Genomic DNA, 23053 nt, shown 5'->3' with positions numbered 1-23053 from the left:
CGCCCGGCAGCTAGCCCGCCGGGCCGCCGCAATTCTTGATGTCGTTGGCGAGATTCCAGCTTTCCTTGGTGCGCAGATTCGTCGTGCGGTAGACGCGGCCGCGAAGGTCGCCGGGACACTCCTTGGGCACCTCGACCAGGCATAAATTGACCTTGTCGAAGACCTGCGAGCGAACGATGGAGTTTTCCCGGCGCAGCGAGACCTGAACGCCGGAATTGGAGAAGCGCACGATGGTGCCGGGATCGGCGCCCTTCTTGGGCTTCGGCTCGATGTCCTCGCCGTAGCGATCGGTAATGGAGGTGATCGTGGTCTCGAAGCACTCGCCGACCTTGCGCGGCATTTTCGAGATGCGCTCGGTGTTCGGGAGATCTTCGTCTTCCAGCGGATCGGGCGCCGGATTCCATTTGTCCGGCGGCGCCGTTCCCGGATTCAACCGCTCGACGGGCGCGGCTGCCGTGTTTCGCTCGGCGAATGAAGAGAGGAAGCTCGGCTGCTGCGTACAGGCGGTCGCAGCCAGCAGCGACAACAGCCCCAGCAAGCGCAGACGATTCATGCGAGGCGTTGGCATCAGTTCGCAAGCCGGCTGGGGCCGCCCCTCTCGATCAAATGCCTGAACCCGTGATCCACCCAGGAACTCCCTGCCCTCACTACACAGCCAACGTACCCAAAATGGCACGGCCTAAGGCCGGCATCGCCGACGCCAGGAGCGCGATAGTGCCGGATTGGGCAAATTTAAGGGCACAATCAAACGTTTCGCCCGGATATTTGTCCAGGTGAGCGTTTACCAGAGCTTTCGGGAAAGCAGAAGCTTGGGTCTTACAGACCGGTATAGCCGGCCTTGACGGGATCGTTGGTGCCGTCGAGTTCGCGCAAGTATGTGAGGCCGCACACCGTCAGGCGATGCATATCTTTCTCGCCGGCCTCGAACAGGGTCGTCACGTATTCGGTCACCTTCTCGCGGGCCTCGGCGCTCGCGGCGGCTGAACGGTTCAGCAACAGATCATAGGTCATCATGATACGATCGATGGCGGCTTCCATAACTTCCTCGCGTTTTGATCCAATTCTTTCGGACTAGTCGATCAAGCGATTTCCAGCGCCTCGTATTGAGCGATCGCCTTGTTGGCGAGCCTGATCTTGTTGAATTCGCCGCGCTCGAACAGCCTGATGATGATCGCCAGCAGCCGCTCGTCGGTTGCAAAACTGTCGGAAACGGCGCCGGCGCGGTACAGGTAGTTGGCTGCGATCGCATAGGCGTCGCTGACCGCTCCCACATTCATGACCTGTATGCCGCGCTCGACAAGCATCTGCGTTCTCCGATCCGCAGCGTTAAGCACGGTCGGGCGCAAAAGTTCCAATCCGGCGCGTTCTCGTGAAGTGGCTACCAGCTCGCGTGAACAAAACGCGTCAAGTCCGTAGTCCAGCACCGGTAAACGACAAAACGCACCGGCTTCGGAAAAATCCGAACCGGTGCGTAATGGGGGAAGTATTACGGTCGTTGCGGCCGCCGGTCTTTTAAGTCGCCGGCTTGGCCGCAGCAGAACTTGAGGCTGCGATCAGAGCCGATAGAGGATCTGGTCGGTCCAGAAGCGCTCGAGGCGATGCAGCGACTTGTTCAGCGTCGCAAACTCTTCGTTCGAGATGCCGCCAACCTGCTCCACCGTCTTGACGTGCTTCTGATACAGCGCGTCGACGATCTTGCGGATTTCCTGGCCCTGCGGGGTCAGGCGAATGCGAACCGAACGGCGATCGACACGCGAACGCTGATGGTCGAGGAAGCCGAGTTCGACCAGCTTCTTCAGATTGTAGGAGACGTTGGAGCCGAGATAATAACCGCGCGTGCGCAACTCGCCCGCGGTCAGCTCCTTGTCGCCGATGTTATAGAGCAAGAGCGCCTGCACCGAGTTGATATCGGCGCGGCCACGACGATCAAATTCGTCCTTGATGACATCGAGCAGGCGGCGATGCAGCCGCTCAACAAGAGTCAAAGCTTCGAGATAGAGCGGCTGAACCTGAGCCTGTTGCCCCGGCGCGCGCTCGACGGTTTCCACCGCGGTTGCTGCGGCTTTCATCATGACACTTCCCCTGTTTGTCGTTTTTATCGACTTATTCGACGAAACTTTTGTCCCGCCTGATAGGTGCAACTTAAGGGGAGCGTTTGAAGATCAGCTTAAATAAGACAATAAAGAGATCATGAATTTAAGAGAGTGAATCGCGGATTAAGCCTGCAATACAAGGGCTTTTCGCAACCTTTCATTGACGCTGCGCACCCCGTGTTCACGCTTCGTCTTTGGCGCTGTCACATATGGAAACAGGACCAGTGAAAGCGGCAACGCTTGCGTAACTGATATGGCCGAACGCCTCAGGATGACCAAATCCTTACCGCGATTTTTCGACTTATTATGATGGGTTATGGCGGCCGTTCACGGGCCGCCATCCATGCCAGTGCCAGATAGGCCGTGAGCATCAGCGCTTCGGCGCCAACGACGGCAAGGCTGCCGCCATAGATCGCGGGAAACATCAGTTCGATCACGGTCATTGATACGACGGTGATCAGCCAAACAACGGCGCCCCATGGCGTCGCCAGCCACAGGCCGACGGCCGCGACGAGTTCGATGACCGCGAAATAGATCGTCGAGGCCTGCCAGGCGAGCGACTGGTTTTCGAAGGCTTCTTCCTCACCGCCGACGAAACCCGTAACCTGCGCCCAGTGATAAAGCCCCTTGAAGACCGAGACGACGGCCATGATGCGCAGAAATATGACCAGCCGACGCGTCCAGACGTTATCGCCGGTTTCGATGCGTTCCGACGATATCGCCTCGACCGATATCGCATGGTCCCTGGAAGAATCGCGCGCTGAGCTGTCTGACATCGATGGCGTTACCGGCCGGTTCTGGAATGACTATTCGGGATCGGTGCTTTGCGGGGCCAGTCATGGCCCCTTGGCATAGTAAAATCAATTGGGTGTGCCACCTTTGGCCTCGGTGACGAGAAGGGAACAAAGTGCTAGCTATGTAGGAAACCAAGAGCCAGCCGTTTTCGGGAGACACCATCCAATGGCGATCAAATTTGGGCGTCCGATCGAAATGCGCGACACGCCGCGCGCCGACGCCGCCCTCACCGCCCCGCGCCTTGATCTGTCGATCCGTCCCCGCCGCAACCGCAAGGCGGAATGGGCGCGGCGCATGGTGCGCGAAAACGCGCTCACGGCCGACGATCTGATCTGGCCGCTGTTTGTCTCGGAAGGCCACAACAAGCGCACCGCCGTCGCCTCGATGCCCGGCGTCGAGCGCCTGTCCGTCGATCAGGTGGTCCGCGAGGCGGAGCGCGCGGTCAAACTCGACATCCCCTGCATCGCGTTGTTTCCCTATACCGACCCGAAGCTGCGCGACGAGGCGGGCTCGGAGGCGGTCAACGCCGACAATCTCGTGTGCCAGTCCGTGCGTGCGATCAAGAAGGAGTTCCCCGATCTCGGCGTGCTCTGCGACGTCGCGCTCGATCCCTACACCAGCCACGGCCATGACGGACTGCTGGAGGACGGCAAGATCCTGAATGACGAAACGGTTGCCGTGCTGGTACGGCAGGCGCTGGTGCAGGCGGAAGCCGGATGCGACATCATCGCGCCCTCCGACATGATGGACGGCCGGATCGGCGCCATCCGCGCGGGGTTGGATGCGGCCGGATTCCTCGACGTGCAGATCATGTCGTATGCCGCGAAATACGCCTCGGCCTTTTACGGCCCGTTCCGCGATGCGGTCGGCTCGGCGAAGACGCTGAGCGGCGACAAGCGCACCTATCAGATGGACAGCGCCAATTCGGACGAAGCGTTGCGCGAAGTCGAACTCGACATCGCCGAGGGCGCGGACATGGTGATGGTCAAGCCCGGCATGCCCTATCTCGACATCCTGCGCCGCGTCAAAGACACGTTTGGAATGCCGACGTTCGTCTATCAGGTGTCCGGCGAATACGCGATGCTGATGGCCGCCATCAACACTGGCTGGCTCGAGGGCGAGCGCACCATCATGGAAAGCCTCACCGCATTCAAGCGCGCCGGCGCCGACGGCATCCTGACCTACTTCGCGCCGCAGGCCGCGGAACGGTTGAAAAAGGGAAGCTAGCAGTACAACGGCTGCGGGTCTAAACTCGCCGCATGCGGGCATTTGTCCTCTCAGGCTATGGCGGACCTGAATGCGCAGGCTTGACCGAGGTGCCGCAGCCGACGCCGCGGGCCAATGAGCTGCTGGTCCGCGTCCACGCCGCCGGCCTCAACCCGGTCGATTACAAGACGCGCGCCGGCGACCTGAAGATCATTCACAGATATCCGCTGCCGATCGTCATGGGCAATGAACTCTCCGGGGTCGTCGAAGCCGCAGGCGACGCCGTCACGCGCTTTGCCAAAGGCGACCGGGTGTTCGCACGCGTGGACAAGAAGGCCATGGGCGCCTTCGCCGATTACGCCGTTGTCCAGGAAGATCTTGCCGCACCGATACCGGCGTCTTTGGACTTCGCTTCGGCGGCAGCGGTGCCGCTCGCCGGGCTCACGGCGTTGCAGGCACTGCGCGACGAATTACGCTTAAGCGCCGGCGATCGCATCTTCATACCGGGCGGCGCCGGCGGCGTCGGCACCTTCGCGATCCAGCTTGCCAAGCACCTCGGCGGCTATGTTGCGACCACGGCATCCTCGCGCGGCGAGGCGCTCGTCAAACGGCTCGGCGCCGATGTGGCGATCGACTACACGCGCGAGCGTTTCGAAGACAAGCTGTCGGGCTATGACTGCGCCTTCGATCTTATCGGCGGCGACACGCTGGCGCGGCTGTGGCCAGTGCTCAAGCGGGGTGGACGCGTCGTCTCGATTGCAGGCATGCCGGAACCCGTGACGGCGCGAAAGGATCTCGAAGCCGGCAGCGGCCTCGCCGCACTGTTCTGGGCCGCCAGTTTGACCACGCGTTGGCGCGCGGCCCGCCACGGCGTCAGCTATCGCTACCTGTTCATGCACCCGAGCGGCGCGGAGCTGGCTTATCTCGGTTCGCTCATCGAGGCGAAAAAGCTCGAAATCGTCATCGACCGCGTCTTTCCATTCGCCGAGGCCAGGGAGGCGATGGCCTATCTGGAGACCGGCCACGCCAAGGGCAAGGTCGTGCTGGCGATGGCCTGACTGCTCCAGGGCGCGTCAAGCCGACGCGGCCGGATGCGGGCCGCAATACGGCCGCAGTGCATCGCGCTCCTCGCGCGTCAGCACGTTGACGGGGTAAACCGGCGCGTCGTTGCCGCGCGTGAAGAACGGATGCGGCCATACCTTGCCGCGCAAACGCCAGCCCAGCACTCTGCTGATCACGCGTAGTAACAGAGGTAGCCTCACTCCCGTCGTGCCCGGTGGCGCCTCGCCAACCGCATATTTTCCCATGATGGCGCCGGTCGGCGGGCCGAACACGGCATCTGCGCGCTGCCCGCCCTGATCGAATGCCGCTGCAAACATGCCGACGAAAGGAACCGACGGCGTCAGCGTGTTGCCGACGGGCGTGTTGCAGCAGGTCGCATACCAACGATAAAGGCCCTTGGGCGACAGCCGCACCCCCTTGATGCGGTTCTGCCCCTGCTCGAAAGCGAATGAGGCCGGCGCGACCTGGACGATGTCAGACAGACCTTGCGCGCCGAGCAGGTCGGCGCGCCCGAGCCAATGCGCAAAAGCCTGACAGTCGTCGCAATAGCAGCCGACACGATTGACCGCCCGCGGCGAAGCATCCGCGACGAAGCCGCGCACTTCTCCACAACGGCAACGAAATTCCGCCCGTGTGCCCATCTGCTCCCCTTGTCACCTGCAACCAGCGTGGAATTACGAAGTCTCCTTGCCAAGGGATTTAGACACCGAAAATGGCGGAATATTTCCGTTTGCCCGCGGGCCGCCGGCCTTGCAACCGCCTTGCCCAATCCCATGTCCTGACCATCACTGGTGGAGTGGATTTGACATCCGCCAATCGCTGACCCCGGATTCCAGTTGCGAATGTCAAATCCTAAACTCCACCAGAGATTTACATTTGCTGGAGGTCCTTCGATTCTAACATTTGCAAACGTGCCTGCCCTATCGGGATGCAAATGTTAGAATCGGACCGCCAGGGAGGGATGGATCATGTCGTATCGCGGTTCTGGAAATACCGGTAATGCCGGCGGCGCCTATGGTCCTGGCGGGGCATCAAGTGGTGGCGGCGCCTGGCGCAACGACGGCGGCGTACCGCAGCATGCCTTTGACCCGGAATTCGAGCCGGAACTGTTTCGCGGCGTGCTGACGCGGCGGGTGTTCGCGTTCCTGATCGACCTCGTCGTGCTCTCGGTGCCGGTCGTATTCGGCTACGTCTTTATCGCCGTCTTCGGACTGTTGACCCTCGGGCTCGGCTGGATGCTGTTCTGGCTGGCATGGCCGGCCTCGGTGCTGTGGGCCATCGTCTATTACGGCGCCTCGCTCGGCGGTCCGCACTCGGCGACGCTGGGCATGCGGGTGATGGATCTGGAGTTGCGGACTTGGTACGGCGCACCGGGCTATTTCGTGCTGGGTGCCATGCACGCCGTGCTGTTCTGGGTTTCCATCTCGTTTCTGTCGCCACTGGTCGTCCTGGTCGGGCTTTTCAACGGCCGGAAACGGCTGTTGCACGATTTCGTGCTGGGAACTGTGGTCATCAACACGTCGGTGCGCGCCGCCGTGGGTCAGCCGGCCCGGACTTTTTGACCCGCCGGCTGGAAATCTGGGGTAACGGTCGGGCTGGAGAACGGTTTGCAAACCAATTGACCGTTAGGCTCGGTGGCGCGATGCTGCGCTAGTGTCCGTACGCTTCGCCTTTCGGAGTTCGACAGCATCCCGTGACCCAGCATTCGCGTGATACCCCGCAATTCTATCTAACCGCGCCCTCTCCCTGCCCTTATCTACCGGGACGGCACGAGCGGAAGGTCTTCACGCACCTGGTGGGCGACAAGGCCGGCGACCTCAACGACCTTTTGACCCATGGCGGCTTCCGCCGCAGCCAGTCGATCGCCTATCGGCCGGCCTGCGACCAGTGCCGCGCCTGCGTTTCCGTCCGCGTGGTCGCCAATGAATTCCGCCCCTCGCGCAACTTCCGCAAGATCCTGGCCCGCAACGCCGACATCGTCGGCGAACAGCGCAGCGCCGTGCCGACATCGGAGCAATATTCGATCTTCCGCGCCTATCTCGACCAGCGTCATCGTCATGGCGGCATGGCCGACATGACGGTGCTGGATTACGCCATGATGGTGGAAGACAGCCACGTCGAGACCCGCATCATCGAATACCGCCGCCGCAGCGTCGACACCGCCGTCACCGGCCGCGGCAACGACCTGGTCGCCGTGGCGCTGACCGACGTGCTCTCCGACGGGCTGTCGATGGTCTATTCATTCTTTGAGCCTTCCGAGGAAAACCGTTCGCTCGGCACCTTCATGATCCTCGACCACATCAATCGAGCGCGACGGCAGGGGCTGCCTTACGTCTACCTCGGCTACTGGATCGAGGGCTCGAAGAAGATGGACTATAAGGGCCGCTTCCTGCCGCAGCAGCGCCTTGCGCCTTCGGGGTGGATCCGGATCGACGCCTCCGGCGAAATGCTGGCCGAGCCGCAGGACTGAGCCATCGCACCGGGCAGGCAAGCGACCGAACCGGGTCCGGCGCCTGCAGACCTGCCCCACCATCAGGCCTCGACCGTTACCGCCTTCAGCATTCCGGTTCCCGGGTGGCAGTCCAGATATTCAAAGAACTGATCGGCTGCGCGCGTCACCGTCACCTCGTGATAGAGCCGGAGCTTTGCGGCCGGCCCTAGCGTCGAAAGATATTTCATCGCCGCACCGAAGATGCGCACGTGAGTGGGATGCGACTCGGCCCACCGTTCGAGCGCAGCCAGGCTCTTCCACCAGCTCATGCCGTAGCTCTTCTCGGTTGGCCGGCCATCGCCATCGAGGACCGTCATGTAACGGTTGGCGAAGCAGCCGATCGCGAGACCTTCGTCGCGCAGGAACTCCATGCCTTCGCGCAGCACCGGTTCGACATCTTCCAGATACATTTTGCGTTCGGCGGAATCGGTATCGCTCCAGTCCTGGCCGGAGCGGATCAAGCAGATATTGTCATGCGGCTTCACCCGCAAGCGCCGGCCTTCGCGCACGACAGACGGTACGCCTACTGGCGCCATCTCGTTCGTTTGGGAAAGCGGAATGCGATCGCGCATGCCGCCCCAATAGGCGTGCTCCAGCACTTCGCCGCTCATGCCGTCTGCGATGACCGCGACGCCTTCGGGACGGCCAAGCGAGGAGAACAGCGTCTCGTAATCGTTCACCGATGGACAGAGCACCTCGATGAACTTGCCGAGACCGGCTGCTTCGGTGCCAGTCCAGGCCGCGCGTGCGGCTGGAAACCAGGCATCGAATACGGCGCGGTCGTCCCAATAGGCGACAGAGACCGTGTTGTTATAGCGGGCCTCATCGACATAAGCGGCGCGGTCCCAGTGGCGCGGTCCGTTGGCCGATGCGAATACGGCCTCAAGCGACGTGAGTGCCGCCGGCAAGCCTTTGGGCGCGTCAGGCGAATGCTGAATGCCGAAATAGGCCATGACCACGCTACCGACGGCCGGACGATGCCGCGCGACAAAGGACGGGTACGGCGGCTTATAGTCGTCGGGCACGCGGCGGTGACGACTGCGGGAAACCTGCAGATGGGGAGGAATGGCCGATTCCATGATCTTACTCCGCAGCCTGGGGCGCCTTGAGCGCCGTCACTTTGGAAGGCGCGTCAGGAGCCTTCGGCGTACCCTCTGCTTCGGCTTCCTGATCGACCGGCAGCGCCAACTTCTCGACGCGATTTGCCGGACGATTGTTGAACAGCAGGCGCGTCACATCGGGACGCGCATAATGTCCGGCGGGATCGGCGGCGGCCTTGGCGACCGAAATCATGCCGAGATCGATGTCGGCATAGAGAAGTCCCTCCTGATCTGGCGGCAGGGGTTTCGCCAGCGGCGAGCCGTCGGGACCGTAGATGACGGCGAAGCCGCCGCCGACATGAAGGAATTGATGTTTTTCAGGGGTGTCGCAAAGCTCATCGATCATCGCCTGCGAAACCGTCGCGCACGGCGCGACGACGAAGCACGATCCCTCGACTGCATAGATCTTGCTCGCGGCGTTATTGACCTCGGCGCCAAGCGCGTGCGCAAACGGATCATACAGCGAGAAGCTCGGCCAGGCGGCGACGTGAATCTGCTCGTTCTGCGCGTACATCGCATATTTCGACAACGGCTGCAGATGTTCCCAGCAGCAAAGCGCGCCCAAGCGCCCGATATCGAGATCATGCACGGCCAGATGTGAACCGTCGCCCTCGCCGAACACCGTCCGCTCGGCGTGCGTGGGCTTGAGCTTGCGGCGTTGCGCAACCGTTTCGCCGTCCGGCCCGATGATCCATTGCGCGATATACAGGCTGCCGCCGTCGCGCTCCGACAGGCCGAGCGCGACATAGATCTTGTTGCGCCTGGCGGCGTCTTGCAGACGCTTTGCCTCCGGACTGCCATATTGCAGCGAATTGTCGAAATACCTCGAGACGAAACCGCGCATGATCGCCCAGGCCGGAGCGCCGAGCCAGATCCACCACGGATAGCCGGGAAGCCAGGTTTCCGGAAACGCGATCAGTCTCGCACCTGCGGCTCCCGCCTCATCGATATATCGGATGGTCTTTTCGATCGACGCATCGAGATCGAGAAAAGCTGGCGCGGCCTGCACCGCGGCGACCTTCAATCTTGGATGGATCTGACTCATCATCGCCTCCTTGAGAATTTTCGGTTCTGAAAACGAGACTCTGAGGGCGCGCACAACCAAGGGAATGCACACCGTTCGCAATGAGCCTATCTGGCCGATGCGTTCCGCTCTTGGCTGCGCGCGCAGAAAAAGTTGGCTGGCGGCGCAGGCTGCTCTCGGCCGCCGTTTGCCAGCCAACGACACCGTGCTAGTCTGAAGCTGGTCGATACGACCCGAAACGGGTGCGGTGTCATGAAAACCGTGGTGTCAACGAACGGCATCGCAGAGCGAAAGCGCTTTCTGTTCTGGCAGGACGCGGTCTGCGACACGTTTGTCGATCTCGATTGCAAGGCGTACGCGGATCGGCCCTTCTTCGGCGAATTGGCGACGGCTCGCTGCAACGACCTTCATTTCTCAATTGTTCGCGCCGATGGGCAGATCGTCGAACGCACGTCCGCCCGCATTCGCCGTGCGCGCGAGGAGGTAATGCTCATCAGCTTGCAGGTACGTGGCGCCGGGGTGATCGAGCAGGACGGACGCGAGGCGCGGCTCGGTCCCGGCGACTTTGCCTGTTACGACAGCACCCGCCCCTACACGCTGACATTCACAGCCGATTTCGAACAAATTGTTCTGCACATGCCGCGCGAAGCCATGGTGCGAAGGATCGGCCGAACGGAGGCGTGGACGGCGCGCCGCATCGAGGCGACGAGCCCGGTCGGTTCGCTGGTGCTGCCATTCGTACGGCAGACCGCTTCCATCGTCTCCGACGTCACGCCTACCACCGCAAGTCAGCTATCGGAAACTTGCCTGTCGCTGGTGACCGCGGCGCTGGCCGACCACAACGGCAGCCAAATGGACGGCGGCTCGGCGGCGCGGACCGCCTTGATCTTCCGCGCGAAGGCGCTGATCGACAGCCTCTTGCACGACCACACGCTCAATACCGAGAAGATTGCCGGCCTTGTCGGCATTTCCTCGCGCTATCTTCAGGATCTGTTCCACGCCGAGCAAAGCACGGTCAGCGACTGGATCTGGAAGCGGCGGCTGGAAAGAAGCCGACGGTACCTGGCCGACCCGCTGCACGCGGGCGACAGCATCGCCCAGATCGCGCTTGCTTGCGGGTTTGCCGATTTCGGCCATTTCAGCCGCCGCTACAGAGAAGCTTTCGGCGCTTCGCCGCGCGAGGATCGCGCCGCGCTCAAGGCTGGCGGGTCGATAGCCGGCTGACGCGATGGCTTTTCCGGCGATTTTATTTCTTCACCGGCGCGTAGAACGTACCTTCCACTTCGCAGATATCATCGCCGTTCAGCCGGTGCACTTCGATGATGGTGCGTGGCGGATATGGGCCCTTGCCCCAGAATTCTTCCTGGATCTTGTTCACGATCGGACGGAAGCGATACATGTCCGTGACGTAGACGACGAGACGCGTCGCGTCGCGCAAGGTCGCGCCTTCGGATTCGGCAATCAGCTTCATGTTGGCGAAGGCCTGGCGGATCCGCGGCTCGTCGCCCACAACTTGCAAATCAGTTTTCGGATCGATGCCGCGCATGCCCGCGATGTAGAGAAAGTCGCCGGCGCGGGTGCCGAGGCTCCAGGTGCCGGTCGGCTTGATCGCGCCATCCGGCGCCAGCGTCTTCACCCCCGCAGGCGACAACGGCAACGGCTCGGCGGCGACCATCGGATCAGCCCACACCAACGCGACGAACAGAACCAGGATCTTCTTCACGGCGAACCTCCGACCTCACGATGACGGTTCGCAGCATAGGGACTGACGCCGCCTATTTGAAGTTCTTGCACCGCAAGTTGTTTTCAGGGAATGAAAATCGAAGTGAGCGCTAACGCGGACGCTTAACTGGCGAAAAAATCCCACACCAGCTTGGCATTGAGGGCGATAATCAGGGCAGCCGTCACGATCGCGAGCGCGCTCAGCCAGCGCGGCGCGACGAATGGCCCCATCTTGCTGCGGCTCGCGGTGAACATCACGAGCGGCACCACAGCGAGCGGCAATTGCAGACTGAGCACGACCTGGCTCAGGATCAAAAGGTGGCCCGTCGCCTTTTCGCCGGCCCACAGCGTCACCACGACTGCCGGCAGGATCGCGATCATCCGCGTCAACAGACGCCGCAGCCAGGCCGCGATGCGCCAGTTCAGAAAGCCCTCCATCACGATCTGGCCCGAGAGGGTCGCGGTGATGGTCGAGTTCAAGCCGCAGCATAACAGAGCGATCGCAAACAGCGTCGGCGCGAGCGCCGAGCCAAGCAGCGGAGCGAGAAACGCGTGCGCCTGATCGAGTTCGGCAACGTCGGTTCGCCCTGCCCGGTGATATGTCGCCGCCGCCAGGATCAGGATCGAGGCGTTGATGGTGAATGCAAGACAAAGCGCGATCGTGGAGTCGATCGTCGCAAGCTTGATCGCCTCCCGTTTGTCCCGCCCGCTCGCGCCGATGAAGCGGGTCTGCACCAGCCCGGAATGCAGATAGAGATTATGCGGCATGACGGTCGCGCCGAGAATGCCGAGCCCGAGATAGAGCATCTCGCGGTTTTCCAGAATGTCCGAGGTGGGCAGCAAACCGCGCAGCACCGCGCCCCAGTCGGGATCGGCGAGCGCGATCTGGATCGCAAAACAGGCCGAGATCACGCCCAGCATCGCCACGACGAAGGCTTCGATCCAGCGAAAGCCGAAGGCTTGCAGCGCCAGGATCAGGAACACGTCCGCCGCTGTGATGATGACGCCGAGCGAAAGCGGAATGTGAAACAGTAGATTGAGGCCGATCGCGGTGCCGATGACCTCGGCGAGATCGGTCGCGGTGATCGCGATTTCCGCCGACAGCCAGAGCGGCAGCGAGATCCAGCGCGGAAATGAATCGCGGCAGGCCTGCGCCAGGTCGCGGCCGGCGCCGACCCCAAGGCGCGCGCACAAGGATTGCAACACGATCGCCATCGCATTCGACAGCAGCGCGACCGTCAGCAGGGCGTAACCGAATTTCGAGCCGCCCGCGAGCGAGGTCGCCCAGTTGCCGGGGTCCATGTAACCGACCGCAACGAGATAGCCGGGCCCCATGAACGCGATCAGCTTGCGCCAGAACGAACCGCCCTTCGCCGTTCCCACGGAAGCGAACATGTCCGCCAGCGACGGCTCACCGCGCGGGCGGTGCCACCCCGTTGTTTCCGGGATCACGGCAGAAGCGACCTTCCCGCCGCCATCGGGACGAAAATCAGGGGTTTGGGCATCCATTCGCATAAGATGCACAAACAAGACCCTTATTGCAACTAATTTGCAACTGCATCTGCGTTCATCGTCGTTCGAATCCGAAATCGGGTGGGTTTGAGGAGCCCGCAGGCCCACGTCAGGGGGGACAAATGAAATCGCCCCCAAAAGGAAATGCCATGTCCGCCCCCGAAGCCGCTTCCCTGCCCTCGACCTTCAACCGGCTCGCCTGGTCCAACCTGGCCGCCCAATCGGCCGAGCAGATCGCGCTCGCGGCTGCACCCATCGTCGCGGTGCTGCTGCTCGGCGTCGGCGAAGGCGAGACCGGCCTGTTGCAGACCGCGCTGACGCTGCCGTTCATCCTGTTTGCGATTCCGGCGGGACTTCTGGCCGACCGCATCTCGCGGCGGCGGTTGATGGCGGGCGCGGAGGCCCTGCGCGCGGTCGCCCTGCTCGCGATCCTGCTGTTGATCGGTCTGCACCAGCTGACCTTGCCGCTGCTCGCACTCGCCGGCTTCGTCGCGGTGTGCGGAACGGTCGTCTACAGCGTGGCGGCGCCGGCACTGGTTCCCTCGCTGGTGTCTTCGCAGCAATTGCCCGCGGCCAACGCCCGGATCGAACTCGCCCGCACCATCGCCTTCGCCAGCGGCCCCGCGCTCGGCGGTGTTCTCGTCGGCTGGCTGGGCGCAGCTCCGGCCTTTGCGGTCGCGGCGGCGCTCTCCGTCGTCGCGGTGGTGCTGTTGTCCGGTCTTTACGAACCACAGCGGGCGGCGGTCACGCGGCGGCATCCGCTGCACGAGATCAAGGAAGGCGCGGCGTTCGTGCTGCATCATCCATTGCTGCGGCCGGTTTTCGTCACGCAGTTCATCTTCAACACGGGCTGGTTCCTGTTGCTCGCGATCTTCGTGCCCTATGCGGTGCATCGCCTGAACCTTTCGGCGGCCGGCGTCGGCGTGACGATGGCGATGTTCGGGGTCGGCATGGCCGTCGGCGCCCTCTCGGCCACCCGGATCATGCGGCGCCTCGCCTTCGGCACCGTGATCGCGCTCGGGCCCGTCACCGGCTTCGTCGCGGCCGCAACCATGGCGCTGACGACGGTCGTGCCCTCGGCCTCTCTCGCGGGCCTGAGCTTCTTCCTGCTCGGCGTCGGCCCGATCCTCTGGGTGATCTCCACCACGACGCTGCGACAGTCGGTGACGCCGTCAAAGCTTCTCGGCCGCGTATCGGCGATCAACATCTTGAGCTATGGCGCTCGTCCGCTGGGTTCAGCGCTCGGCGCCCTCATCGGCTGGCTCTCCGGCGCGGAGGCCTGTCTTTACCTGGCAACGGCGATCTTTGCAGTGCAGGCGCTGGTGATCCTGATGTCGCCGGCGGTCGCGCTGGACCGGCAGCCCGACATGGTCGGAGAGTGCGCTTAACTTTTTAAGTAACGCTCGTACTGGCCGGCCAACACTTCATCGGTCGAGATGGCTGGCTCCAACGTATAGAGGTCCTGCGCGCGCCCGATGCCGCGCAGGGCAAAGCGGCCGGTCGACACCAGGTAACGCCGCCCGGCCGCATCCAGGCCCTCGCGAAAGGCCTCCGAGACCAGAAGTTCGCGGTCGACCGAACGGCACATCGAGGCGATACGGCTAACTTCATTCACCGCTGGTCCCACCACGGTGAAATCCAGCCGGTCGTCGTGGCCGATATTGCCGTAAAACACCTCACCGACATGCAGGCCGACATAGGCCGAGGTGACCGCCCTGCCCTCGGCGCCACGCGTCGCATTGAGCCCGATCATGTTGAGGCGAAAGCGATGCTCGGCGCGCAGCGCCGCCCGCTTAGCCTGGCCGAGGTTTTCGCTGGTAAACATCGCCAGCACGCCGTCGCCGATCAGCTTCAGCACATCGCCGCCGGAATCGTGGATCGCATCGATCGCGGCCTGCGCATAATCGTTGAGAAACGGGATGATTTCGTCGGGCGGAATGCTTTCGGTGATGGAGGTCGAGCCGCGCAGGTCGGAAAACCATAATACCGCATTGATCTGCTCGGTGACGCCGCGCGAAATCTTGCCGTGGAGGACCCGTTCCGATGCGTCGCGCCCGAGGTACACCCGCCCCAGCGTTCGCACGATGTCGACCTGCTGGGCCGATTTGACCACCATTCCCAAGACCGGGACGAGGTCGCGTAACGCGTCGAGCTCGCGGTCGTCAAAGCCGCCTTCGCGCCGGGTCAGCCAGTAGGAATAAAAACAATCCATCTGCCCGAGCGCACCGGTTTCGCCGAAGCGATGGACAAAGCCGATGAAATGGCGATGGCCTTTTTCGGCCAAGTCCGGAAGCAGCGAGAAATCGAGCTTTGCGTGCTCGGCAAGATCGATCCTGATCTCGTCGTGCCCCTGCTCGAGCATGTGATAAAACACCGAACGCCGCCAGTTTCGCGACGCATCGCCCTCGTCGGTCGGCCCGTATTCAAAGCGGTCGGTCTCGTTGGTCTCGATGTCGTTCCAGCGAAAGCCGCGGCCCTCGAAGATCGGATGCAACGTGTCGATGAAGACGAGGCAGCGCGATAGATCAAGGCCGGCGGCGCGGCAGCGCTCGCAGAAGCCGCGGATCAGATCGTTTTCGGGCAAACCGGTGAGGCCCTGGCTGACCAGCCAGTTCATCAACCCGACGCGGGTAGCAATTTCCATGGAGTGGATTATGCCGTGCGATCGTGGCGCGCGATAGTCCGACCCTCTGCGCGCCGCCCTGCTTGACGAGCGGCATCAATTGAGTTGATTGACCTTGGGGGGAGGACGATCTTGAAAATTCATAAGGGGGCTCCATCAAATGGAGTGGACGTTTGCCAATTTGATCATCCAGACGGTGGCCGGTCTGGTCGGATCGAACATCGCTTCTGCCGTCGCCCATGAGCACCGGTTCGGTTTCTGGGGCCATAGTCTCGTCGGCATCGTGACGGGCGGTCTGGGCGGGCTGCTGTTGCAGAAATACGCCTCGACCGTGGTCACTGCGAACGGAAGCCTGAACGAGCCGACGCAGGTCCAGATCTTCGCCTCGCAAGCGCTGACGGGCGCGGTGATCGGCGCAATCGCGATGATGGCAACCGGCTTCATCATCAAGGAGCGCGGCAAGGGCGATTGAAGCACAAACCCACCCATGCCCGGCGATACACATCTGGAAACGAAGGCGCTGACGGAATGACGCCTTTTTGGGAATGTTGATGGCGTCCGACTCCAACCGCCGGCTTCCGATCGTTGTCGCGCTCGGCACCACGCAGACGCTGGCCTGGGCCTCGAGCTATTACCTGCCCGCAATCCTCGCCGATCCGATCGGCCATGACCTCGGCATGTCCGCCAACTGGATTTTCGCGGCCTTCTCGGCCGCGCTCGTGATCTCGGCGCTGCTCGGCCCGCGCGTCGGCCGGCAGATCGATCTGTTCGGCGGACGACCGGTGCTCTGCGCCTCGAACCTCACCATCGCCGCGGGCCTGATTCTGCTCGGCGTCACCACCTCAATTCCGGTTTTGCTGCTGGCCTGGCTGCTGCTTGGCATCGGCATGGGGTTTGGTCTGTACGATGCGGCGTTCGCCGCGCTCGGCCGCATTTATGGCGACGCGGCGCGCGGGCCGATCACCGGCATCACGCTGATGGCGGGTTTTGCCTCTACCGTCGGATGGCCGCTGACCGCGTTCGGGCTCGACCATATCGGCTGGCGCGACACCTGCTTTGCCTGGGCGGCGGCGCACCTGTTGATCGGCCTGCCGCTCAATTTCTTCGTGCTTCCGAAAGTTGCGGGCGCGAAGGCGGCCGCGGTCGACGCGGTCAAACCGCAGATCCCGATCGATCGCACCATGATCCTGCTCGCCTTCACCTTTGCCGCCGGCTGGACGGTGACCGGCGCAATGGCGGCGCATATGCCGCGCATTCTCGAGGCTGGCGGCGCCACGGCCGTGCAGGCGGTGGCGGCCGGCGCGCTATTCGGCCCGGCACAGGTATTCGCGCGCATTCTCGAGGCCACATTCCTCAAGCGCTATCATCCGCTGGTCTCGACGCGGCTTGCCTGTCTCACCCATCCGATCGGGGCGGCGATCCTCGCGGTCGCCGGTGGCGGAGCCGCCGGCGCGTTCGCGGTCTTCTTCGGCATGGGCAACGGCATTCTGACGATCGCGCGCGGCACGCTGCCGCTCGCGATCTTCGGACCGAAGGATTACGGCTATCGCCTCGGCCTGATCGGCGCGCCGGCACGCATGGCGCAGGCGGCAGCACCCCTGGCGTTCGGGCTCCTGATCGACCTGATCGGCATCAAGGTCCTGCTGGTGTCGTCCGCGCTCAGCCTCGCGGCGTTGCTGGCGCTCTGTCTGTTGCGGCCGGATTCCGGCCGGTCAGAATCCGAGGCGGCAGGCGGTTAGCGATTTTATTTTGACGCGCTTTCTTCACGCGAACCGGTACCCACCCCCCGGATCACGTCGCCGCCAAGGCTTCGCCGGGCCACTAGCTCACCCGGCCGCCGAAGCTTCAGCGAAGGCGGCAAGTCCGAGGGCATGCTTCGCTTGGAAACGCTCTACTGCGGCAGCTTGGCGATCCAGCCGAGAATTGCGGCAGCCGCAGCATTCGGCTGTTCCTGAACCAGCGCATGGCTCGCATCCGGGATCACGACGACGGAAACGCGCTCGCCGAATTCGTCGCGCATCTCGTTCGACATGGTGCGCGGCTTGAATGGGTCGAGCTCGCCCTGAAGGTCGAGCAGAGGCACGCCGCCGCCCGACCACCACTCGGACTGTTTGGTGGCGCGGCCGGCGGCCAACTGCACTTCGTCTGCCGCCGGATGCCAGCCCTGAAGCCAGGCCCTCGGGTCGCTATTGGGCGCGAAGAAAGCCAGTCGCAGATACCTCAGCCGCTCGCTGGTCGGCAGCGCGAAGTCGCCGGATTTTTGTACCGCTTCCGACAACTCCTTCGCGCCTGGGAAACCGACGGGATAGGCCTTGGCCGCGGCGGCCACCATCACCACGCCACGCACCAGTTCGGGGTGATCGATCGCCGTCATGCGCGCGACCCAACTGCCGAACGCATGTCCGACGATGATGGCGGGACCGCCATCGCCGGCGTTGCGGATGACGACGGCGATATCGCGGGCGAGATCGTGAAGCGTTAGATTTTGCATCGGCCCGAGGCTGAGCGCAGCGCCACGTGGCTGCGGCCTCAACACGCGAAAACCGGCCTTGACCAGCTCGTTCGCGACGTCGTCGAAGTCCTCGGCACCGCGGCCGCGTGAGGGCAACATGACAATGAGCGGCCCGCGGCCTTCCGCTGCGACTTCAATGCGGATGTCGTCGTAAAAAGCGATTTTCCACTCGGGTTCGGCTTGCGCGGGAAGCGCAACAATCGTCGTCCATGCAACGGCGAGCGCCGCTGCCATGGTGCGCCTCCGACGGCGCAGGCTATCGAGCGGTGAAATCACCTCACTCATAAGACTCCGGCGACATTTTCAAGCTATCGCGCTGGGCCTTGTCGTGATTGATCCAGAGCATCGCCTTGTCCTGCGTCAGCCGATCCGCGATCTTTTGCATCGACGCCAGCGTTTGTTCCTTGCTCACATTGTTGGCAGGCACGCCGCGGTTTTCCCAATTGCTCTTGAAGTGAACGGCGTCGCCGGAAAGGATCACCCCGCCGGTCTTCGGCAGCTTCACCAGCAGCGACTGGTGCCCCGGCGTGTGACCCGGGGTCGCGAGAATAACGAGGCTGCCGTCGCCGAACACATCGCGGTCGCCTTCAAGTTTGGTCACAGGATGTTCCGGCTTGAAGCGCGGCGCGTTGTTGGCGCCCGGCCACTCGTATTCCGCCTTCTGCACATAGAGCATCGTATTGGGGAACATCTCGACATTGCCGATATGATCGGGATGGGTGTGCGAGATCGCCATTGCCTTGATGTCGGACGGCTTCACGCCCAACTGCTCGAGCTGGGCGGCGAGCTTCTTCGGCCGATGCCAGGTGACCGCCTTCGGATCGGCGGGCGTAAGGCCATTCGGCATGTCGGCTACCGCATCCGGAATGCCGGTGTCCCACAGGAACCAGCCTTGAGAGTGCTTGATTAGATAGCAGTTGTCGACGAAGTCCATCGACTTGCCTTCGTTGACGCCGGGCGACCAGCGCGAGATGTCGCCGGCCGGGCCCTCGCCGCAATTGAGGATGTAAAGCTTCTCGACGCCGGCATTTGCGGGCTCGGCCAGGCCGATCGCCGCAAGGCCCAAAACGGCCGCCAGACCAATGGCTCTGTTCACGCTGCTTCTCCCCGGTTTTGTGGTTCGCTGCTTCGGCTCTTATGAGGCCTTGCATACCACTCTATCGTGACAGACGCCGCCCGAACAATGGGGCGGCGCCGTCAGATCACACGGGGGTCGAGTATTATTCCACCGCCTTGCCGAACTTGTTCGACTTCGGCAGGCCGTGCGCGAGACGGCCGGCGTCGGCGCGGTTGCCGTTCCAGTCGGACAGCTCCTTCGTCGTCATGCTCTGATCGCGGCCGGCGGAATCCTTCCAGCTCAGGCCTTCCTTGGCATCGAACACAGCGACGTCAGACAGCTCGGCCTTGAGATATTTCTGCAAGCGTACGCCGCGGCCACGCGCCATTTCCGGCACCTGATCGAGCGGGAAGATCACCATCTTGTGGTTGGTGCCGATCACCGCAACGCGATCGCCCGCGACGACCGCGATCGCGCGGGCTTCGTTGGGCACCTCGACATTGAGCACCTGCTTGCCCTTGCGGGTATTGCCGACGCAGTCATCCTCGTTGACGATGAAGCCCTGCCCTTCCCCGCTTGCGATCAGGAACTTGCGGCCGCCCTTGTTGATGAAGGTCGACACGATCGCCGCATCCTGGTCGAGATCGATGAACATGCGGATCGGCTCGCCGTGGCCGCGGCCGCCCGGCAGTTTTGCGACATCGAGCGAGTAGAACTTGCCGTTGGTGCCGAACGCCAGCAGCTTCGACGTCGTCTCGGCAAAGAAAGCGTGGTCGAGCTTGTCGTCGGTCTTGAAGGTGAGCCCCGAAAGATCAGCGACGTGACCCTTGAGCGTACGCACCCAGCCTTTTTCCGAGATCACGACCGTCACCGGCTCGCGTTCGACAAAGGCTTCCTCGATCGCGGCGAGATCGTGCTCCGGCGCGTCGGCGAATTGCGTGCGGCGCTTGCCGAGCGGCGTCTTCGATCCGAACATGTCGCGGACCTTGCGCACCTGTTCGCCGACCTTCGTCCATTGCTCGGCTTCTGAAGCCAGGATTCCCTTGATGCCTTTCAGCTCGGCACGGAGCTCCTTGTCTTCGCCGCGGATCTCCATCTCTTCCAGCTTGCGCAAATTGCGCAAGCGCATGTTGAGGATGGCTTCGGCCTGGACCTCCGTCAGCTTGAACGTCTTGATCAAGACCGGCTTCGGCTCATCCTCGGTGCGGATGATCTTGATCACCTTGTCGATATTCAGATAGGCGATCAGGAAGCCGCCGAGCACCTCCAGGCGGTGCTCGATCTGCTCCTTGCGGTAGTTGGAACGACGGATCAGCACATCGCGCAGATGGTCGAGCCATTCCCTCAGGCATTCGGCAAGGCCGACGACCTTGGGAATCCGGCCCTTGATCAGCACGTTGAGGTTGAGCGGAATCCGGCTTTCCAGCTCGCTGAGCCGGAACAGCGATTCCATCAGCAGTTCGGGATCGACGGCGCGCGACTTGGGCTCGATCACGAGACGAACATCTTCGGCGGATTCATCACGGACATCGCCGACCAGCGGCAGCTTCTTCTCGTTGAGAAGCTCGGCGATCTTCTCGACCAGCCGCGACTTCTGCACCAGGTACGGAATCTCGGTGATGACGACGACCCAGGTGCCGCGCGCACCCTCTTCCTGCTCCCACTTGGCGCGGACACGGAACGAGCCACGCCCGGTGACGTAGGCCTCGGCGATGGATTCCTTGGAATCGACGACGATGCCGCCGGTCGGGAAATCCGGACCCTTGACCCATTTCAGAAGCGATTTCGATTTCGCATCGGGCTTGTCGATCAGGTGCAGTGCCGCATCGCAAAGCTCGGCGGCATTGTGCGGCGGGATCGAGGTCGCCATTCCGACCGCAATTCCCTGCGCACCGTTCGCCAGCAGGTTCGGAAACCCGCCCGGAAGGACCACAGGTTCTTTAGCGGTGCTGTCGTAGGTCGGCTTGAATTCGACCCCATCCTCATCGATACCTTCGAGAAGAAGGCGCGCAACGTCGGTCATGCGCGCTTCGGTGTAGCGGTAGGCGGCGGGATTATCGCCGTCGATATTGCCGAAATTGCCCTGGCCGTCGACCAGCGGATAGCGCGAGCTAAAATTCTGCGCGAGGCGCACCATGGCGTCATAAATCGCCTGGTCGCCATGCGGATGGAACGAACCCATGACGTCGCCGACGATCTTCGCCGACTTCTTGGGAACAGCGGTCGGATTAAGATTGAGCAGCCGCATGCCGTAGAGGATGCGCCGGTGCACGGGCTTCAGCCCGTCGCGCGCATCCGGCAGTGCGCGACCTGTGATGGTCGAGAGGGCATAAGCGAGATAGCGCTCTTCGAGAGCGTCGCGCAGCATGACCTCGTGGACTTCGGCCGGCTCAGGCGGCGGGGTTCGTTTTCCCATGAGAAATCGTTATCCAGTACAGGTAAGCAAGAAGCAGGGTTTGTTCTGCGAATCAGTGGCCCAATTTAGGCTGCTAGCGGTCCGATTTTAACATTCGCATCCCTTCTCGGCAGCCACTTTTGCGAATGTTAAATCAAAGGACCACTAGCAAAATATATGATTCTAGTGGAGTTTTGGATTTAACATTCGCTTCCGGAGTTTGCGGTTGGGTAGATAGCGAATGTCAAATCCACTCCACTAGTGAGGTTACGAAACCGCGAGCTTGGCGCGCGGACGCGTTACGGCGTTGATAAAGCCGTCTCTGGCGTCGGAATGGCCCTGCCCGCGCGGCTCCAGCACATGGCGGAGCAAAAAAAGTCCCGTCAGGGCAAAGCCATCGCGCAGATCCTGCTCGGTCCAGACGAAAACGCCCTCCTCGCTCTGGCGCAGGAATGCCGGCAGCCGCAACAGCCGCCTGTGGAACGGCGCGCCGGCGCTGCGTGACACCGCCCCGCCCGATTTCGGCGAGACGTAGACGAGATCGGTCGTTGATCCCGTCGCCGCACAAGTCTCGAGATCGAGCCCGAAGCCGAGTTCGGCGAGCATGGCAAGTTCAAAGCGGATCAGATGCGCGGCCGCGCCGCTGGCGTCCTCGAAATCGTCGAGCGTGTGATCGAGCATCTCGTAGATGTCTTCGTGCGGGTCGCGCTCCGGCAACAGCCGCGCCAGTGAGGCTAGATGCGTCACGCCATAGACCGCATGCGACGAGCCAAACAGGTTCGCCGCGCGCAGCCGCGTGCCCTCGATCAGGTAATAGCCGAGGTGCTCGTCGAGCCGCGCCCGCCACACGGCCGTGACGCTGTTGCCGGGTTGCAGCAAGGGCCGCATCCGTTTTCCCGCGCCGCCGCGCACCAGGCCGAGGTGACGGCCATGGCTGCGCGTCAGCAGTTCGACGATGGCGGAGGATTCGCCATGCCGCCGCACCCCCAGCACGATGCCTTCGTCAGTCCATTCCATCGGTCAAGTTTACCGGATTCCGATCGAAGACGCAGCCTCGGGAGCCGCGCGCTCAACACTTAAGCGTTAAACCAGCCTCGCGCGTCGCCGGTATAGGAGCAATAGAGTCCGACAGCGGTCAGAACGCAGGACACGAGTTCGATGCCGCTGCCGATTTCGATGCCGTTTTCGGCCAGTTCCGGCAGCAGCGACAACACCGAAAGCACGAGCAGCGCCGTCAGCACCCAGCGCGGCCAGTTCTTGCGCTTTTGCGCCGCGAGATGAACGAAATAAACCAGCAACAGGATCAGGCCGGCTTCCAGGAACATCGGCGCCAGCAGATCGCCTACGCTGCCGCGATCCCCGAACGCGACGGACAGCGCATCCAGCGTCAGCGACAAATACAGCAGCACTTCGAACCAGACGACGTTGTTCGGAACTTTCATCGGCGACGCCAACAGTCTC

General features: G+C 62.7%; 24 protein-coding genes. 8 read left to right on the top strand and 16 right to left on the bottom strand.

Going from position 1 to position 23053, the window contains the following annotated elements:
- Window positions 1-10 precede the first annotated feature (10 nt).
- The 5 genes from BUA38_RS31055 to BUA38_RS31035 all read right to left on the bottom strand — a co-directional run bounded on the left by BUA38_RS31055 (window position 11) and on the right by BUA38_RS31035 (window position 2869).
- Window positions 11-553: a hypothetical protein gene (locus tag BUA38_RS31055; RefSeq protein WP_072824036.1), complete on the bottom strand. Its 543-nt coding sequence runs from the start codon at window positions 551-553 to the stop codon at window positions 11-13.
- 263 nt (window positions 554-816) lie between these two features.
- Window positions 817-1038: a hypothetical protein gene (locus tag BUA38_RS31050; RefSeq protein WP_072824034.1), complete on the bottom strand. Its 222-nt coding sequence runs from the start codon at window positions 1036-1038 to the stop codon at window positions 817-819.
- A gap of 41 nt (window positions 1039-1079) precedes the next feature.
- On the bottom strand, window positions 1080-1304 hold the full coding sequence (locus tag BUA38_RS31045; RefSeq protein ID WP_072824032.1) for a hypothetical protein: 225 nt from the start codon (window positions 1302-1304) through the stop codon (window positions 1080-1082).
- 249 nt (window positions 1305-1553) lie between these two features.
- Window positions 1554-2072 carry a transcriptional regulator LdtR gene (ldtR, locus tag BUA38_RS31040; RefSeq protein ID WP_072824030.1) on the bottom strand — a complete coding sequence of 173 codons (519 nt, stop codon included), beginning with the start codon at window positions 2070-2072 and terminating at the stop codon, window positions 1554-1556.
- Between the two features lie 335 nt (window positions 2073-2407).
- The gene (locus tag BUA38_RS31035; RefSeq protein ID WP_072824028.1) at window positions 2408-2869 is read right to left on the bottom strand and encodes a DUF6163 family protein; all 462 of its coding nucleotides are present in this window, start codon (window positions 2867-2869) and stop codon (window positions 2408-2410) included.
- A gap of 184 nt (window positions 2870-3053) precedes the next feature.
- On the opposite strand from BUA38_RS31035, the gene hemB reads away from it, so the two are divergent.
- Window positions 3054-4115 carry a porphobilinogen synthase gene (gene hemB / locus BUA38_RS31030; protein ID WP_072824027.1) on the top strand — a complete coding sequence of 354 codons (1062 nt, stop codon included), beginning with the start codon at window positions 3054-3056 and terminating at the stop codon, window positions 4113-4115.
- Between the two features lie 32 nt (window positions 4116-4147).
- Window positions 4148-5152, top strand: a complete 1005-nt coding sequence (locus BUA38_RS31025; protein ID WP_072824025.1) for an NADP-dependent oxidoreductase — start codon at window positions 4148-4150, stop codon at window positions 5150-5152.
- A 15-nt stretch (window positions 5153-5167) separates the two neighbouring features.
- On the opposite strand, the gene BUA38_RS31020 is transcribed toward BUA38_RS31025, so the two are convergent.
- Window positions 5168-5797, bottom strand: coding sequence for a DUF6151 family protein (locus BUA38_RS31020; RefSeq protein ID WP_072824023.1), 630 nt, complete (start codon window positions 5795-5797; stop codon window positions 5168-5170).
- A 327-nt stretch (window positions 5798-6124) separates the two neighbouring features.
- Between BUA38_RS31020 and BUA38_RS31015 the strand changes: the two genes are divergently transcribed.
- Window positions 6125-6718, top strand: a complete 594-nt coding sequence (locus BUA38_RS31015) for an RDD family protein (RefSeq protein ID WP_072824021.1) — start codon at window positions 6125-6127, stop codon at window positions 6716-6718.
- A 131-nt stretch (window positions 6719-6849) separates the two neighbouring features.
- Window positions 6850-7626, top strand: coding sequence for an arginyltransferase (locus BUA38_RS31010; protein WP_072824019.1), 777 nt, complete (start codon window positions 6850-6852; stop codon window positions 7624-7626).
- Between the two features lie 62 nt (window positions 7627-7688).
- On the opposite strand, the gene BUA38_RS31005 is transcribed toward BUA38_RS31010, so the two are convergent.
- Complete coding sequence (locus BUA38_RS31005) at window positions 7689-8726, bottom strand: phenylacetaldoxime dehydratase family protein (protein WP_072824017.1); 1038 nt, start codon at window positions 8724-8726, stop codon at window positions 7689-7691.
- A gap of 4 nt (window positions 8727-8730) precedes the next feature.
- Window positions 8731-9792 (bottom strand): carbon-nitrogen hydrolase family protein, encoded by a 1062-nt coding sequence (locus BUA38_RS31000; protein ID WP_072826575.1) that lies wholly within the window; start codon window positions 9790-9792, stop codon window positions 8731-8733.
- Between the two features lie 231 nt (window positions 9793-10023).
- Here BUA38_RS31000 and BUA38_RS30995 point away from each other — a divergent pair, with 231 nt between their 5' ends.
- Window positions 10024-10995 carry a helix-turn-helix domain-containing protein gene (locus BUA38_RS30995; RefSeq protein ID WP_072824015.1) on the top strand — a complete coding sequence of 324 codons (972 nt, stop codon included), beginning with the start codon at window positions 10024-10026 and terminating at the stop codon, window positions 10993-10995.
- 22 nt (window positions 10996-11017) lie between these two features.
- Here BUA38_RS30995 and BUA38_RS30990 read toward each other — a convergent pair whose 3' ends face one another.
- Together BUA38_RS30990 and BUA38_RS30985 are read right to left on the bottom strand one after the other, a co-directional pair.
- Window positions 11018-11494, bottom strand: a complete 477-nt coding sequence (locus BUA38_RS30990; protein WP_197685886.1) for a RidA family protein — start codon at window positions 11492-11494, stop codon at window positions 11018-11020.
- Window positions 11495-11616: 122 nt separating this feature from the next.
- On the bottom strand, window positions 11617-13002 hold the full coding sequence (locus BUA38_RS30985) for an Nramp family divalent metal transporter (RefSeq protein ID WP_072826573.1): 1386 nt from the start codon (window positions 13000-13002) through the stop codon (window positions 11617-11619).
- A gap of 152 nt (window positions 13003-13154) precedes the next feature.
- On the opposite strand from BUA38_RS30985, the gene BUA38_RS30980 reads away from it, so the two are divergent.
- Window positions 13155-14393 carry an MFS transporter gene (locus tag BUA38_RS30980; protein WP_072824013.1) on the top strand — a complete coding sequence of 413 codons (1239 nt, stop codon included), beginning with the start codon at window positions 13155-13157 and terminating at the stop codon, window positions 14391-14393.
- On the opposite strand, the gene BUA38_RS30975 is transcribed toward BUA38_RS30980, so the two are convergent.
- A complete protein-coding gene (locus BUA38_RS30975; RefSeq protein WP_072824011.1) occupies window positions 14390-15649 on the bottom strand; it encodes an adenylate/guanylate cyclase domain-containing protein in 1260 nt (419 codons plus the stop codon). The two genes, BUA38_RS30980 and BUA38_RS30975, sit on opposite strands and share 4 nt — an antisense overlap.
- A gap of 139 nt (window positions 15650-15788) precedes the next feature.
- On the opposite strand from BUA38_RS30975, the gene BUA38_RS30970 reads away from it, so the two are divergent.
- Complete coding sequence (locus BUA38_RS30970) at window positions 15789-16100, top strand: hypothetical protein (protein ID WP_072824009.1); 312 nt, start codon at window positions 15789-15791, stop codon at window positions 16098-16100.
- A 79-nt stretch (window positions 16101-16179) separates the two neighbouring features.
- Complete coding sequence (locus BUA38_RS30965; RefSeq protein WP_072826572.1) at window positions 16180-17367, top strand: MFS transporter; 1188 nt, start codon at window positions 16180-16182, stop codon at window positions 17365-17367.
- A gap of 152 nt (window positions 17368-17519) precedes the next feature.
- Here BUA38_RS30965 and BUA38_RS30960 read toward each other — a convergent pair whose 3' ends face one another.
- The 5 genes from BUA38_RS30960 to BUA38_RS30940 form a co-directional block, all read right to left on the bottom strand.
- Window positions 17520-18374 carry an alpha/beta fold hydrolase gene (locus BUA38_RS30960; protein ID WP_083587845.1) on the bottom strand — a complete coding sequence of 285 codons (855 nt, stop codon included), beginning with the start codon at window positions 18372-18374 and terminating at the stop codon, window positions 17520-17522.
- Between the two features lie 43 nt (window positions 18375-18417).
- Entirely contained in the window at window positions 18418-19224 is an 807-nt protein-coding gene (locus tag BUA38_RS30955; RefSeq protein ID WP_244553336.1) for an N-acyl homoserine lactonase family protein, read from the bottom strand.
- Between the two features lie 136 nt (window positions 19225-19360).
- Window positions 19361-21613, bottom strand: coding sequence for a DNA topoisomerase IV subunit A (gene parC, locus BUA38_RS30950; RefSeq protein WP_072824005.1), 2253 nt, complete (start codon window positions 21611-21613; stop codon window positions 19361-19363).
- 246 nt (window positions 21614-21859) lie between these two features.
- Window positions 21860-22609: a DNA repair protein RecO gene (gene recO / locus BUA38_RS30945; protein WP_072824003.1), complete on the bottom strand. Its 750-nt coding sequence runs from the start codon at window positions 22607-22609 to the stop codon at window positions 21860-21862.
- 59 nt (window positions 22610-22668) lie between these two features.
- The gene (locus BUA38_RS30940) at window positions 22669-23034 is read right to left on the bottom strand and encodes a hypothetical protein (RefSeq protein ID WP_072824001.1); all 366 of its coding nucleotides are present in this window, start codon (window positions 23032-23034) and stop codon (window positions 22669-22671) included.
- Between the last annotated feature and the right edge of the window lie 19 nt (window positions 23035-23053).

The sequence above is a fragment of the Bradyrhizobium erythrophlei genome (assembly GCF_900142985.1).
GTDB lineage: Bacteria > Pseudomonadota > Alphaproteobacteria > Rhizobiales > Xanthobacteraceae > Bradyrhizobium > Bradyrhizobium erythrophlei_B.
The sequence above is the reverse complement of the archived record's forward strand: the minus strand, read 5'-3'. Positions and strand labels throughout refer to the sequence as shown.

Bases quoted from the DNA above. Each gene is read 5' to 3' on its own strand.
- BUA38_RS31035 (WP_072824028.1), bottom strand. From the start codon at position 2,869: ATGTCAGACAGCTCAGCGCGCGATTCTTCCAGGGACCATGCGATATCG.
- BUA38_RS31015 (WP_072824021.1), top strand. From the start codon at position 6,125: ATGTCGTATCGCGGTTCTGGAAATACCGGTAATGCCGGCGGCGCCTAT.
- hemB (WP_072824027.1), top strand. From the start codon at position 3,054: ATGGCGATCAAATTTGGGCGTCCGATCGAAATGCGCGACACGCCGCGC.
- BUA38_RS31050 (WP_072824034.1), bottom strand. From the start codon at position 1,038: ATGGAAGCCGCCATCGATCGTATCATGATGACCTATGATCTGTTGCTG.
- parC (WP_072824005.1), bottom strand. From the start codon at position 21,613: ATGGGAAAACGAACCCCGCCGCCTGAGCCGGCCGAAGTCCACGAGGTC.
- BUA38_RS30965 (WP_072826572.1), top strand. From the start codon at position 16,180: ATGGCGTCCGACTCCAACCGCCGGCTTCCGATCGTTGTCGCGCTCGGC.
- BUA38_RS31045 (WP_072824032.1), bottom strand. From the start codon at position 1,304: ATGCTTGTCGAGCGCGGCATACAGGTCATGAATGTGGGAGCGGTCAGC.
- BUA38_RS31020 (WP_072824023.1), bottom strand. From the start codon at position 5,797: ATGGGCACACGGGCGGAATTTCGTTGCCGTTGTGGAGAAGTGCGCGGC.
- ldtR (WP_072824030.1), bottom strand. From the start codon at position 2,072: ATGATGAAAGCCGCAGCAACCGCGGTGGAAACCGTCGAGCGCGCGCCG.
- BUA38_RS31055 (WP_072824036.1), bottom strand. From the start codon at position 553: ATGAATCGTCTGCGCTTGCTGGGGCTGTTGTCGCTGCTGGCTGCGACC.
- BUA38_RS31000 (WP_072826575.1), bottom strand. From the start codon at position 9,792: ATGAGTCAGATCCATCCAAGATTGAAGGTCGCCGCGGTGCAGGCCGCG.
- recO (WP_072824003.1), bottom strand. From the start codon at position 22,609: ATGGAATGGACTGACGAAGGCATCGTGCTGGGGGTGCGGCGGCATGGC.
- BUA38_RS30940 (WP_072824001.1), bottom strand. From the start codon at position 23,034: ATGAAAGTTCCGAACAACGTCGTCTGGTTCGAAGTGCTGCTGTATTTG.
- BUA38_RS30980 (WP_072824013.1), top strand. From the start codon at position 13,155: ATGTCCGCCCCCGAAGCCGCTTCCCTGCCCTCGACCTTCAACCGGCTC.
- BUA38_RS30960 (WP_083587845.1), bottom strand. From the start codon at position 18,374: ATGGCAGCGGCGCTCGCCGTTGCATGGACGACGATTGTTGCGCTTCCC.
- BUA38_RS31005 (WP_072824017.1), bottom strand. From the start codon at position 8,726: ATGGAATCGGCCATTCCTCCCCATCTGCAGGTTTCCCGCAGTCGTCAC.
- BUA38_RS30985 (WP_072826573.1), bottom strand. From the start codon at position 13,002: ATGGATGCCCAAACCCCTGATTTTCGTCCCGATGGCGGCGGGAAGGTC.
- BUA38_RS30975 (WP_072824011.1), bottom strand. From the start codon at position 15,649: ATGGAAATTGCTACCCGCGTCGGGTTGATGAACTGGCTGGTCAGCCAG.
- BUA38_RS30995 (WP_072824015.1), top strand. From the start codon at position 10,024: ATGAAAACCGTGGTGTCAACGAACGGCATCGCAGAGCGAAAGCGCTTT.
- BUA38_RS31025 (WP_072824025.1), top strand. From the start codon at position 4,148: ATGCGGGCATTTGTCCTCTCAGGCTATGGCGGACCTGAATGCGCAGGC.
- BUA38_RS30970 (WP_072824009.1), top strand. From the start codon at position 15,789: ATGGAGTGGACGTTTGCCAATTTGATCATCCAGACGGTGGCCGGTCTG.